14 protein-coding genes are annotated in these 12,385 nt (G+C 48.5%); all 14 read left to right on the forward strand.

The annotated features are described in order from the left end of the window. The first annotated feature begins 228 nt into the window (after positions 1-228). Positions 229-498 carry a hypothetical protein gene (locus OKC42_RS13120; RefSeq protein ID WP_270819903.1) on the forward strand — a complete coding sequence of 90 codons (270 nt, stop codon included), beginning with the start codon at positions 229-231 and terminating at the stop codon, positions 496-498. Beyond that, positions 498-1,805, forward strand: a complete 1,308-nt coding sequence (locus OKC42_RS13125) for a trypsin-like serine protease (protein WP_270819904.1) — start codon at positions 498-500, stop codon at positions 1,803-1,805. Before OKC42_RS13120 ends, OKC42_RS13125 begins: the two co-directional genes overlap by 1 nt. Before the next feature lie 290 nt (positions 1,806-2,095). Beyond that, a complete protein-coding gene (locus OKC42_RS22730) occupies positions 2,096-2,440 on the forward strand; it encodes an RAQPRD family integrative conjugative element protein (protein WP_443111667.1) in 345 nt (114 codons plus the stop codon). Then, positions 2,437-2,697: a hypothetical protein gene (locus OKC42_RS13130; protein WP_270819905.1), complete on the forward strand. Its 261-nt coding sequence runs from the start codon at positions 2,437-2,439 to the stop codon at positions 2,695-2,697. The genes OKC42_RS22730 and OKC42_RS13130 overlap by 4 nt, the downstream gene beginning before the upstream one ends. Positions 2,698-2,723: 26 nt before the next feature. Next, entirely contained in the window at positions 2,724-3,092 is a 369-nt protein-coding gene (locus OKC42_RS13135; protein ID WP_270819907.1) for a DUF2976 domain-containing protein, read from the forward strand. Positions 3,093-3,154: 62 nt separating this feature from the next. Further along, positions 3,155-3,496 (forward strand): DUF2976 domain-containing protein, encoded by a 342-nt coding sequence (locus tag OKC42_RS13140; RefSeq protein WP_270819908.1) that lies wholly within the window; start codon positions 3,155-3,157, stop codon positions 3,494-3,496. Positions 3,497-3,506: 10 nt separating this feature from the next. Next, entirely contained in the window at positions 3,507-3,905 is a 399-nt protein-coding gene (locus OKC42_RS13145) for a DUF3487 family protein (RefSeq protein WP_270819909.1), read from the forward strand. A 2-nt stretch (positions 3,906-3,907) separates the two neighbouring features. Further along, complete coding sequence (locus OKC42_RS13150) at positions 3,908-4,561, forward strand: DUF2895 family protein (RefSeq protein WP_270819910.1); 654 nt, start codon at positions 3,908-3,910, stop codon at positions 4,559-4,561. Then, entirely contained in the window at positions 4,561-5,478 is a 918-nt protein-coding gene (locus tag OKC42_RS13155; RefSeq protein ID WP_270819911.1) for a TIGR03749 family integrating conjugative element protein, read from the forward strand. The genes OKC42_RS13150 and OKC42_RS13155 overlap by 1 nt, the downstream gene beginning before the upstream one ends. Continuing rightward, positions 5,475-6,992: a TIGR03752 family integrating conjugative element protein gene (locus OKC42_RS13160; protein ID WP_270819913.1), complete on the forward strand. Its 1,518-nt coding sequence runs from the start codon at positions 5,475-5,477 to the stop codon at positions 6,990-6,992. Before OKC42_RS13155 ends, OKC42_RS13160 begins: the two co-directional genes overlap by 4 nt. Then, on the forward strand, positions 6,946-7,392 hold the full coding sequence (locus tag OKC42_RS13165) for a hypothetical protein (RefSeq protein ID WP_270819915.1): 447 nt from the start codon (positions 6,946-6,948) through the stop codon (positions 7,390-7,392). The genes OKC42_RS13160 and OKC42_RS13165 overlap by 47 nt, the downstream gene beginning before the upstream one ends. Before the next feature lie 9 nt (positions 7,393-7,401). Then, positions 7,402-10,368 (forward strand): conjugative transfer ATPase, encoded by a 2,967-nt coding sequence (locus OKC42_RS13170; protein WP_270819916.1) that lies wholly within the window; start codon positions 7,402-7,404, stop codon positions 10,366-10,368. Continuing rightward, positions 10,365-10,826 carry a DUF1525 domain-containing protein gene (locus OKC42_RS13175; RefSeq protein ID WP_270819917.1) on the forward strand — a complete coding sequence of 154 codons (462 nt, stop codon included), beginning with the start codon at positions 10,365-10,367 and terminating at the stop codon, positions 10,824-10,826. Before OKC42_RS13170 ends, OKC42_RS13175 begins: the two co-directional genes overlap by 4 nt. Next, on the forward strand, positions 10,823-11,902 hold the full coding sequence (locus OKC42_RS13180; RefSeq protein WP_270819918.1) for a TIGR03756 family integrating conjugative element protein: 1,080 nt from the start codon (positions 10,823-10,825) through the stop codon (positions 11,900-11,902). Before OKC42_RS13175 ends, OKC42_RS13180 begins: the two co-directional genes overlap by 4 nt. Positions 11,903-12,385 lie beyond the last annotated feature (483 nt).

The raw sequence follows: 12,385 nt of genomic DNA on the forward strand, positions 1-12,385 counted from the left end.
GCCCAAGCAGTCTGACTGCAACAAAAAAGAAGAACTGTTGTAACAACAGCCGCAAGGTATCGAGAATGGCACTTATCACGATACTCGGCAACATGCAGGGTTAGTTGACGCTATCTAGGAACCGAAAATGAGGCGAATTAAATACCAAAAAAAACTATCATGGTCGGCGATTACATGTTGACTGATACCCGCTAAAGGGTATCATTGATTTTGTTAGGAGAATGCGCAGTGGCAGGAAAGAGCGTGACGGATGGTGGTGGTGGGAGGATTTACTTCTCGGAACAGTACGCTCGACATCTGGCAAAATTCACAAAGATGGAGGAGGGGCCTCTCTTAGAGGCTGTAGTTGAATATTTATCAACAGACTGTAGCCAAAGAAAATTAGCCATAAAATTTGGAGTGAAACAGGGTAAGATATCAATTCGAGTCAATAAATTGATACAACTTGATGGGTTTGTGGTTGAGGCTCTTGAAATCAGAAATGTAAGGATTACGTAATGAAAAAAACTATAATCGTTTGTGCGGTGGCATCCGTATTTTCTAGCGGATTATGGGCCGTACCTAGCTCTGATGAAGATCATCTGCAGGAGTATCTTGCATATAGGGCTCGTTTAGATGCAGAGCAGGACAAGATTATTTTGGCTGCTCAGCAAGAACAGACTGTAAGTAGCCAATCAACAGCTGCTGACTCGGTTGCGTTCGATCAACAGCTCAACCCAAGCCCTATTTATAGTGCTGTTATTAGCTCTGCAGTGCAGCAGGCTGATCACGATGAAACAATTTCGGCAGAAAGTGCGGCCTCTGCCCGCTCCGGTATAGTCCAGAAGACAAATTTCCCTGAACATTCATCAATGGCTGCCCCCCAATATGACGGGGCTCTGGCATATGCAGATAACTGTGTTGGTAGTGTCGTTTCATCACAGTATGTGATTTCTGCTGGTCACTGTGGAAATCAGACTGGTAAGTCGGTGAGCATTAAGTCCGCCGATGGAACCATCAAGATTCTCACCATTACCGACACCCTGCTTCATCCTTTGTATGACGATACATTTCCCCGAGTTTATGACGTTGCCATTTGGAAGTTAAATGGGGTGGCGGACCAAACTAAATACTTAGCAGATCATGAACCGGCTATCGGTAGTCTATTTGATGGGTTATCGATGAAGGGGGGCGAGTTTCGTTCCTACCGAGTTCGGGCAACTGGACCTGCTGATCCGCGCTTTAGCCCTGATGGTTTTGAAGGTCTCTACTCACCCTCTGACACGGCTACCACTGGGCACAGTATTCCCGGTGATTCTGGGGGGGCTTGTGTGGGCGGTGACGCACGAGTTTGGGGGGTGGTTCAAGGGTCTGCAGGCCAAGGCGATGGAACTTATATTCAATCATGTCAAAACCTTGCTAATTCAAATACGAAACAGTGGCTCTTGGAGACTATAAACGCGTGGTCATATCCGCGAGTTGTGAAGGGTGATGGCTCACTTGTTGTCCAAATTCAGAATCTCCATCAAGGTGCGGAGTTTTTGAACCCGACTGTTGAAGGTAGTGTCGTGATTGACTCTAACTCGTGTGCTGGTGCTGTGCAGCCCTGGGGCGTTTGTCAGCTGACTCTTAGTGGGTCTGGTAAGGTGAAGTTATCAGTGACAGACGAAATCAAGGTCAACGAGCCTATTGTTGTACCACCAGAACCCCCCAAGCCTGATGGAAACGGCGGCGGCGGTGGCGGTGGCTCAACCGGTCCAGTTGCACTGGTCATGCTTGCTCTCGCTGCGTTCGCTCGCCGTTTCAAATCAAGAAGCACGGTTTAAATACATGCATGTTTAAGACCAATAAGGGGGCGATGCCCCCTTATCTATTAGGGCTGTTTGTCACAGATAGTGCCCATGTTGTCATTTGAACACTCTGCAGAAAACCCCCCTCTTTTTCAGTGCCCATTTTATTGCCCCCCCCGAGTTACAATGCCATCAATGGAAAGTTGAGTGTCAACGGACCGTTACTGCAAGGCTCCACTCGATATGACTGGCCTCTTGTGGTTTCACAGATCCAGACAAATGGAGAGTGTTGCGTGAGATTGTGTAAGGCGGTGTTTTGCGCGGGTGTGCTGGCGCTTTGTTCTTCAGCCGCGGTAGCTGATGCATGGCAAGAGCGTGAGATTTTGAGTCGCGTCCGTGAGCAGTTGATCCGGGTGAACAAGCTACTGGATGAAGCGGAGCACGCTGGCCTAAACAATCATAGCCGACTGCGGATGGAGTATGTGAGCATCAGAGCTGACCTGGGAACCGTTGAACAAGGCATTCTGCAGTATCTGTCTGCGCCAATGGACCCTGCTGCGATCTTCCCCTTGGATGGTGGGTATACCGATTACCAAAGAGTTCCGACGCAACCACGACCAGATGCTGATCTGCCTCGTTCACGCAAGTTACCTGAGGAGTTCAGAAAATGAGTGCCACTTGTTCAGGCGCCAATGTAAGCCAGTGCATGGCCGCTGTTGGTGCGGGTTCTACTTTTGGGGATACGACAGTAATTCTTCAGGGTTTGATGTATGGAAGTGCATTCATTTTTATAATATTTGTAATTAATGCTTGTTATCAAGGATTGGGCAGTGACAAGGTTACATATTACGGGATGTTTAAAAATGTCATATTCGCTGTGATTATGAGTTTTATGATTTTGTTGGTAGTGCAAGCGATTATAAAGTGATTTTAAAAAAGGAGATTTATATACCCATGAGAAATAAACTTTTGCAACGAGCAGCATTGTTGCCTGCATTTTTAGTGAGCAAGATATATGCAGTAGGTGCTGGGGGATTGCCAACAATCAATGGACCTAGCGGTTCTTCTCAGAGTGACCCATTCGTATTGATTATTGACTTGATTAAATGGGGGATAACGATTATCGCATTTGGTTTGGTGGCATTTACCTTCCTCACAGTGGTGAAGAATGGTTGGCAAAAATACCATCAGTTGGGCGAGGAGGGTAGCAAGACCACGTGGCGTGATTTGGCAAGCAACTTGGTCGCAGGTGCGCTATTGATTTGTCTTGGTGTTGCCATGGCAAATTATGCCATAGATGTATTTGGTGAAAGTAAGGTTTAATTTTCATGTTCAACAGACGATGGGTAGGCTTGTCCTACCTATTGTTTATACCGAGAGGTTTGATGAAGATCTTTATTGATGGAATGTTTTTGGTATCACTCATTGTGCCTGTGAGGGTCAATGCGGGAATTCCTTCAATAACTCCACCCGGTGGCAATGGCGGGGCAAGCGATCCGTTTGAGCTGACATCGGCAACCTTCGAAATGGCAGTGAACGTTTTTGCCATGCTTCTCGTTGCATTTACGTTTTTAACGATTGTGAAAAACGGATGGCAAAAGTATCACCAACTCGGAGAGGCGGGCAGCAAGGTAACTTGGCGTGATCTTGCAAGCCACATGGTGGCAGGGCTGATTGTGGTGACTGTTGGCATTTTTATGGGTGTCTACGCACTCAATATATTCTGAGGCCAGAGTGATGGGAAAAGAGCACACAATCCAAACAACGTTAGAGCGTCTCGATAAAAAGCCATCGCTCTGGAAAGGGTTAACAATAGATGAGTTGATGGTTGTTACCGCAGCATCTGTAATAACTTGCTGTACGATTTCATCAATTACATTTTGGGCATTGTTCAGTTTGGGGCTTATGGGCGGTGTATTTGGAATGATAGTTAGTCTTGGAGTGATACCGTTTGTAGCTGGCAGGATTGAGCGCGCAAAAAAACAGCATGGGCCGCTCATGTGGCTAAAGTTGCAGAGATATATGCAAAAGCGTGGCTGGATGAGTTTTAGTGGAATGATGACAGATAAAATTCGTTGGGATACAAGACTGTCAAAGCATAAGACCATTCGATATCTCGGTCCAGAGAGGAAATAATTATGCTCAACTTGCTCGGGCGGAATAAAAGTAAGGCTCGCAACGCTTTGGATAAAAGTGATGCCAGGGTAAAAGATTGGCAGCTTGTTTCTGGGTGCTTGTTTACGCTGCTAATGGTGCAAATGGCAGTCAGTGCAGTTAGGCAAAATGATATAACTGTTCACGTTCCTCCCGACTTGTCGGGTGGTGCCACTTTTTCGGCTGGGAGTATTCCAAAGCCGAATGTATATCTTTTTGCAAGCGAGGTTTGGCGCTCTGTCAATTTTTGGCAGGAAAATGGAGACAAGGACATGCGAGATAATTTGTATCGCTATTCTTGCTATATCTCAGAAGATGTCATTCGTGACCAACTTGCGTTACATGAAGCCAGGGTCAAAGGGGGGCAGTCAGCAAACCGAACTCGTCGAATGAGTGAAATTACAAACCTTAAGGATGTCGAGGGGTCCGTATCTTCCTTGGGGGCCGGTACGTGGGATGTGGACTTGGATCTGCGTCTGGTTGAATCCCTTCAAGGCACCCCAGTCAAAGACCATCCGTTACGCTACCGCGTGCGCGTTGCTGCAGATAATTCGGGTTCTACATGCAATCCATTCAACATGAGAATTATTTCAATTAGTCAGCCGTTACGCATCGAGTTCGAAGGGGTTAAGGGGTGATGAAAAAAAATCTGATCGCTGCAGGCCTTGCGCTCGCATTTTCACTGTCAGCTTTTGCGGTAGAGCCGATCGAATGGCGAAGCCGACCAATCAAGATTGCATTGCATGTCGGTGAACAGCGTTTAATTCATTTTCCTGACCATGTGTTATTCGGTCGTCCAGAGTCCTTGGCCAGTAAGCTCGACGCTGACAGTATGCAAGGTACTTTGTATCTGACCGCGCAGGAGGAGTTTTCACCAACACAGGTGAAGGTAAAGCTGAATGACTCAGGAGACATAGTGCTACTTGAACTGGTCGCATTGCCCAGATCCGGTGCACAGCTTGATGAGGTGCTCATTTCAGTCCCCGGCTCCGAAGCTGGAACCACAGACACGTCCACTACAAGCGCCCCTGCAAAGGCGGCAGCCACAGAAGAGAGTCCACTTGCAGGAACGCCCTTTGACATGTTCGGTGATCAAGCGATCTCACCGGAAGAAATGATCCAATTTGCGGCTAAAGAATTTTATGCTCCTCCGCGCTTAAGAGTTAACGATCCACGTTTGAATCGTACTGCAGTGAATAATGCGGAGGATATGAGAGATCTTTTTATCGATACCTCCTATGGCCTTTTCGATGCGACGGCCATAGCGGCCTGGCGGAGTAATTCAGGTCAGTATCTGACGGCAGTTCGATTGGTAAACCGTCAGTTGCAGCCAGTTAAGGTAAACCCCTTTCATCTGAACATGCAGTACGCCTATGCCGCTGCTCAGCATATCCAGTTAGAGCGTAGCAACATGCCCGGGGATACCACGATGCTGTATGTAATATCTGATCGCCCGTTTAGTGAGTCACGCTATGAAACGCCTGCACCATGGGCCCCAATACAGTCAAAAAAATCGGCAGATACGAAGTTTGAACGTCCTGGGGGGTCGAGATGAGCGGTGTTATGGTCGGTGCAAATCCGCTGATTAAAATTGGGGCCGGCATCATGATCGGCGCCGTGGTAGTTGTTGGCATCAGCAAATTTACTGGTTCAAAACAGCAGGCTGAGAGCACACTCCAAGCCGAGCAGGGCGAAGGGGACAAGACCGTCACGATTCCTCGCCAGCAAACTCGTTTAGGTGCAGAAGCTGATACGCCAGAGACCTCTGTCGAGGCGTTGGCCAAGGCAGTCTCAGACGTGAAAAACAAGTTGACTCAACTGGAAGCAAACAACAGCGGAAAGGGGGGGATCAAACCGCCTAACAAGCAGGAAAATCAGCAGGTTTTGGAACTGCAGAGTGAGATTGAAAAACTGAGGCAGGAGTTATCTGAAAAGAGTAAATCTCCCCCTATCGAGTCGGCCGCCCCTTCAGAACCTCTGGTCGATGCGTATCCTGACCGGCCCGCGGCGAACGAGCGTGATTTCGGTTTAGCAAGTGATGAGAGGCCGACAGGCAATAGCAAAGCAACGATAGACTTACCTACAGTGCCAAACCTTTTTGATCCGAATCGAGGAAAACGAAATACCAGCAGCTCAATGCCATCATCTTCAGAGATCGGCGATGATGGCATTGAATGGATTATGCCGTCAGATGGCCAAAAAGTTCTTGATGAACGCACGGGAAAGGAGAATGTCACATTTCCCAAGTTTAAGGGGGAGCGTTTTCAAAATCCCCAGGTTAGGAATAGCGCTAACGTATCAACGGGTTTACCCAACGTTAGGGACAAGCGAGATAGTTTGGTACCGATCTATACCATTCCAGAGAACGCGAGTTTTTTGGGATCTGTTGGCGCTACCGCACTTATTGGTCGAGTCCCCTTAAACAATCAGGTTACCGACCCATTTCCATTCAAAGTTGTAGTTGGCCAGAAAAACTTAGCGACCAACGGCATCAATATCCCAAACCTACAAGGTATGGTCGTTTCTGGTCTTGCCCGGGGTGACTACACCCTTAAATGCCTATCAGGTCAAATTAACAGCATCACATACACCTTTGTGGATGGGACGATACGGACAGTATCAGACAAGAAAGGAGGAAATGGTGGGTTAGGTTATTTGACCGACTCACAAGGTGTGCCGTGTATTACCGGTAAGTACATCACGAACCTACCATCTTACCTCGGCCAGACAATGGGGATTAATGCTGTTGCTGGTATGGCTGAGGCGTTTGCTAATGGTCAGGCTGAGATTACTAAGAATACCGACGGCAGTTCTTCATCAATTGTCAATGGTGGCAGCGATAGCATGAAGTACATGGCTGGTAAGGGGATTGGCGCTGGTGTTCAGTCCGGTGCAAATGCTTTAGCAGAGCGGCAACAGGGGGCTTATGACGCAGTGTATGTACCCCCAGGGACGAAAGTTGAAATCCATTTGACTAGCCAAATTGACATCGATTACGACAAAAAAGGACGCAAGGTATCCCATGTTCAAACAACCAACCGTTACAGCAGCAATCGCAGTCTTGATTAGCCTATCCATGGCGGGATGCTCAAGTAAAGATGATATTATCCCGCAATCTGATATCACCGCCGAAATGGTTTTTGATCAAACTATGGGGGGAGGGACCGGTGCTCGTGACTATCGGATCATGACAACCCCGCAGATGGCTGGAGTACAGCCTGATATAGACGTTTACCAGTTGCATGATGCACCTAAACCTCGTTACCAGTTATTGCCTAATCCTACGTTATTTATCTTTGTTCCTGCTCACTTGACCGGAAAAGGTCGTTCACCAGTTCCCGCCTACATCACTGAAACAAAGATGTTTGATAGGGAAGAGTATGCGTTGCCGGGCGAGCTGTATCCGCTCCAGGATGCCAGGTATGGTCAAAGCCAGGCGATCGCAGACAATCAGAAGTATCGAGATTAAGGAGGGCATGTGAGCATATTTCAGGAAATCATCGAGATCTTCGTGCCGCCCCAGAATGCAGCGAAACAAGCGAGCGGAAAGGCTAGCGGTACCTCGCTGTCAGCTACCGAGAGAGCAGAGGCTGAAGAGGCGAACTTTGTTGAGAGCTCACGTCAGTTATCCAATGCCCGCCGGCTCGGGCCGGTCACCAAGAAGATGGTTCAGGCGCATTATCGACGCAATCCACATAGCTTTGCTGACAAGCTATCTCTCACAGAATATCTCGATGAGAGCAAGACGTTCATGCTTGAGGATTGTTACTCCCAGGCGGTGGTGTTTGCTGCCTCTCCTATGGCGACAGAAGGCCGCTCTAAAGAGCAAATTGCAGATCTTAGAAACAGTCTCCAATCCGCATTTAAGCAAGCGTTCGGCTTGGCTACTGGTGGTTCAGATTGGGTTCTTCAGACCTATTCTTGGAAAGATGATGACCTTTATCGGTATGTGGATGATATCTACTCGTCTATTCATGAAGAAGTACGGGACACTGAGTTCACAGAGCAATTTTTGAATGTCCTCGAAGATCATTTCCGTGGTGTGAACCAACCTGAAGGGATCTTCAAAGACGTGCAGGTCACCGGTAAACAATGGCGGGGGCAGATGCGCCGTACATACTGTGTGATTTACCGGCGATGCACCAATCTTGAGAAGGAATCCCCCACGTTCGATCCGATCAGCGACATCAATGAAGTCGCCGATCGCTTCGCACACTTACTCTCGTCTTCCGGGGTGAAAATTCGTCGCTTGGAAGGTGAGGCGGTTTTCCGTTGGTTGACAGATTGGTTTAACCCAAATCCCGCAATCACCAATGGTGATCGGGAGGCTCTATATCGCCAGGTTGGTTACCCGAAGCGTAAAAAAGATAAACCGTTTGGTTTTAACTTGGCAGAGAGTGTCCTGTTCTCTGAGCCGATATCTGATCCTGATAATGGATGTTGGTGGTTTGACGATAAGCCTCATACCTTTATGCGCTTTAAGGGATTAACTCATGCCCCCGAGATGGGTCAGTTGACTGGCGAAGTTTCAAGGGGGACAGGGAAAAATCAACGTTCGAGCTGTTTGATGGATTCGGTCCCGGCCGGTGCAATGCTTGTCCAGACGATTGTTTTTGTCAGCCCAACGAAGATCGACACTCATTTGATGAGCTTGAGCTCTGCTCATAAAGGGGAGACTCAAGAGGCTAGGCGTGCAAAGCAAGCTCTTGAGGAAGTCGATAAACAGCGCACCGATGATCAAGATGTGTTTTATGCATCCCAGGGTGTGTACGTTCGTGGCTCGGATCTGATGGATCTCCAAGAGCGCTGTAAGGCCCTAAAAAATAACCTGCTCTCAAATGGTGTGATGGCCCTAGATGCCACAACCGACCCCCTGATAACGGAAGCATATCCATTACACCTCCCGGCGTGCTTTCAACCGGAATTAGACCAAAAACGCCAATACATGCAGCTTTACTATTCCCAGCACCTCGCAAATATGTGCCCCATTTTCGGCCGCGAACAGGGGACTGGAAACCCAGGCTTAGTGGTGTGGAACCGGGGAGGTGAACCGCTCACATTTGACATGTTTGGTAAAGACCGAGTACGCGCCGCCCATGGTGTAGTCATTGGGCCCCAGGGGTCAGGTAAATCAGCCTCACTCAACTATATGGCCGCATCGGTTATGGCCGTGCATCGCCCTCGGTTATTCATTCTGGATAAAGGCGGGTCTTTTGAGTTGTTGAGTGAATACTTTGCCCAATATGGTTTGACTGTGAATTACATGCGAATTAATAAGTTCGCAAATTTCTCCTTATGCCCATTCCTGGATGCCGGGGAGGTCGTCAAGCAAATGCAAGAGGCCAAGGCTAAGGCTAAAGAAAACGCAGTGAAACAGTCCTTGGCTGGTGAAAGTCAGGAGGATGAGGATGAGGATGATGCGACACGGGACCCTCTTGGGGAAATGGAGCAGTCCCTCTACATCATGGTTACAGGTGGCAACATGGAGGCCTATGAAAAGCTCACGCAACTGGATAAATCGCTAATGCGTGGGGCGATCATGGCTGCTGGTATCAAAAGTCTCCGAGCCAACAAAAAAACCCTCACTCAAGACGTGAGAGATGCCATGTTAGATATCGCGGCAACGGATATCAAACTTGAAGACTCGCAACGCTTACGGCTCAAGGAGCTGGCCGCCTCACTCGATTTGTTTTGCACCGGTGAACTTGATGCCCGGATGTTCAATTCGGTTGGCGTCGAGTGGCCTGATGCCGATGTGACAGTGCTTGATGTGGGGGTGTATGGCTCAGATCGCTACCCCGCTCAGTTAGCTCTTGCCTATATCGGTTATATGCAGCGAGTGATCAATAAGGCGGAGGAAACTCAAAATCATCGCCGAGATGTCGTCAATATCGTGGATGAGGCTCACCTCTATACCGGAAATCCCCTGCTTGGATATCAGATCGCATTCGCAGTCAAAGTCGCTCGTAAGATTGGTTTGTGGATGCTGTTAGCTACCCAAAACGTTGAAGATTTCTCCAAGGGCGATGACATCAAGAAAGTGCTTGGTCTATTCGAATGGTGGATGTTGCTGAACATGGAGTACAAAGAGGTAGAAGACCTTAGCAAGTATCGCAATTTAACACCTGAACAAAAGGCCATGATTTTGAGCTGCTCGAAGCAGCAGAAATGTTATACGGAGGGTGTTGTGATGGGGAACCCTAAGACTGTTGGCGAAATGCTGGTTCGCCAGGTGCCGCCATCAATCTTCCTTGCTTTGGCCATGACTGACCCGAATGAAAAAAGTGAGCGGAGAGCGATGATGGAGAAGCATGGGCTTGCATCACAATATGAGGCCGCTGAGATGATGGCTAACGATTTGAATCGTAAGCGTGGGCTGAAGACTGTCTCTCGCCAACCTAGTGATATGAAGCGTGGGCAGCGCATTCAGGGGGCATACCAATGAATCGGCTGATGCTTCTTTTTCTACTACTTCCTGGTGTGTCTTCAGCCGCGGTTACCTTGGATAAAGTGGATGTTTTTACTGTTGACGGGTTGCTTTATGAAATGGAAAGCGCTCGCTTATCTAAGCAATTGAATGTGCCAGTCAACGTGCGGCAGATTGACACAATCTACAAGTTAGAAATGAATCTAAGTGCTGGTCTTCCTGGGAATGAGGCCGATGCTGCTCCGATAGCTGCGGACCGCATCTCAAAACTCAGCAAGCAAATGGTGCTCAGAACATACTCCACCGCTGCAGAGTCTTTGACGCTGGCTAGAACGATCGGAGTGGATAAAGTGCCAGCAGTGGTGTTTAACGAAAAATGGATTGTTTATGGTGTAGATCCATTGCAGGCATACACCATCTTCGAAGGGATGAATAATCGTGGGGAGCTCGCCGGTATGAGCAGGGGGCAAAAGTGAAGCAGTTTGCAACGTATGTGTTCTTGAGCACTATAGGCATGTGCTGGCTTTTCCCCAGTTCCGCTATGGCATCCGATATCGATGGCGCGACGCCGAGTGGCAGTAAGAAGATAGAGATCTTCGATCTAATTACAGACACTATGGATCTGTCGTGCATTGACTACAAAATCAAGGGCATGTGCTTCTGGCTGGTCTGCAAGGGCCCATTCTGTAGTATCCGCACATCAACGGTAGTCAGTCATTACAATCCGGATGTCATCGTTGAAACTGTCTCGAATCGTGAGAATTATCCTCTGACCTGGCTGACCAAACCCATGTCGAAAGTTACTGACCCTGCCGCCAAAGCTTTGAACCATGGCATTGATGTCGGTACCGGTGTTCGTGGTAGTGCAGGCTCCCCGATGCAGAAAAACTTTTACGATGTTAACGTTTATGGGAATCCAGCATTATTGGCTTACCGCAATATTGTGGGTAGCATGATGAAACTGTCTGGTTTCTGTGACAGTGATATTGTTCCGATGAACCCCTATTTTGTGTCTACGATTGACCCCGAATGGCGTCTTGGATTGCTGGAGATGCCACTATTAGCAATACCTTCAAATTTCAGTCGAAAACTCATTGCACGTAACCCCAATGACACGTCAGGAATGATCGGTAGTGTTATGGGTGAATACGGTGACTACATACAGTCTGGAGAGCGGTATGGCCACGTGTTTCCACGAATAGGGTCGGTAATAAACCCGAACCGATATACTGGCTCGATGGTTATTGCACAACGGGCCGCTGATGTTGTGACGACAAGCGTGAATGGCCATATCAGCCAGAAGCTTCCTGTTACATCCGGTTCTGCCAAAGTTTGGGCACCAGTAGCCCCACGCGAGGGGGAGGCTGATACTGCAAAATGGCAGCGAAACTATCCTCGAGGGCGTAAGGAGTGCAAGGAATTCCCCGCGGATGGCAGCGTTGACTTCAAGTACAGTGAGAGTGATTTTTCGCCGACCCATAACTACCTTTACACCTTGTGGCGACGGTATGAATGCTGTGCACGAAAAGGGAAGTTCCTTTATCGGATGTAGTAATTGGCATCCTCACAATCTCCAAGATTGCCGATATCTTCCCCCAGCCCCGCCCAACTACCAGGGCGGCCCTGCTGGTATGATCACCAGGAGGCCCGCCCTTCACTCTCTCGATACCCTGCCGGATTCCGGTACTAAACAGAGAGAGCCCCCATGTACTACCATCCAAAGCCCGCCGCCAGTCATGCCGCATCCCTTCGCCTTGGACAACTTCGCCATGTGATCCGGGTTGCCTCTGTTGGATGAAAAGGTTTCATCCCTGAAAATAGAGTTTCATCCTTGCAAATAAAGTCTCACCCCAAACAACTAGACATATTTGACGGGTCAGCAGGCTGGAGGCATACTAGACACATATGACTAGAAACGCGAATGGAGCCTTCCATCAAATCATCCGTAGCAAAGGCTGGACACTGGCCGAGGTCGGAATCCGATGGGGGGTGACTGAACGGCAAATGAGCCGAATTGCAAACAGTGGAAAGCTGA

Source organism: Aeromonas sp. Y311-2 (assembly GCF_027706025.1).
In the GTDB taxonomy this organism is placed as follows: domain Bacteria; phylum Pseudomonadota; class Gammaproteobacteria; order Enterobacterales; family Aeromonadaceae; genus Aeromonas; species Aeromonas veronii.

What these genes read in the sequence shown, in the direction of transcription:
- OKC42_RS13125 (WP_270819904.1), top strand. Translation starts at nt 498, where the DNA reads ATGAAAAAAACTATAATCGTTTGTGCGGTGGCATCCGTATTTTCTAGC.
- OKC42_RS13135 (WP_270819907.1), top strand. Translation starts at nt 2,724, where the DNA reads ATGAGAAATAAACTTTTGCAACGAGCAGCATTGTTGCCTGCATTTTTA.
- OKC42_RS13140 (WP_270819908.1), top strand. Translation starts at nt 3,155, where the DNA reads ATGAAGATCTTTATTGATGGAATGTTTTTGGTATCACTCATTGTGCCT.
- OKC42_RS13155 (WP_270819911.1), top strand. Translation starts at nt 4,561, where the DNA reads ATGAAAAAAAATCTGATCGCTGCAGGCCTTGCGCTCGCATTTTCACTG.
- OKC42_RS13160 (WP_270819913.1), top strand. Translation starts at nt 5,475, where the DNA reads ATGAGCGGTGTTATGGTCGGTGCAAATCCGCTGATTAAAATTGGGGCC.
- OKC42_RS13145 (WP_270819909.1), top strand. Translation starts at nt 3,507, where the DNA reads ATGGGAAAAGAGCACACAATCCAAACAACGTTAGAGCGTCTCGATAAA.
- OKC42_RS13175 (WP_270819917.1), top strand. Translation starts at nt 10,365, where the DNA reads ATGAATCGGCTGATGCTTCTTTTTCTACTACTTCCTGGTGTGTCTTCA.
- OKC42_RS13165 (WP_270819915.1), top strand. Translation starts at nt 6,946, where the DNA reads ATGTTCAAACAACCAACCGTTACAGCAGCAATCGCAGTCTTGATTAGC.
- OKC42_RS13150 (WP_270819910.1), top strand. Translation starts at nt 3,908, where the DNA reads ATGCTCAACTTGCTCGGGCGGAATAAAAGTAAGGCTCGCAACGCTTTG.
- OKC42_RS13130 (WP_270819905.1), top strand. Translation starts at nt 2,437, where the DNA reads ATGAGTGCCACTTGTTCAGGCGCCAATGTAAGCCAGTGCATGGCCGCT.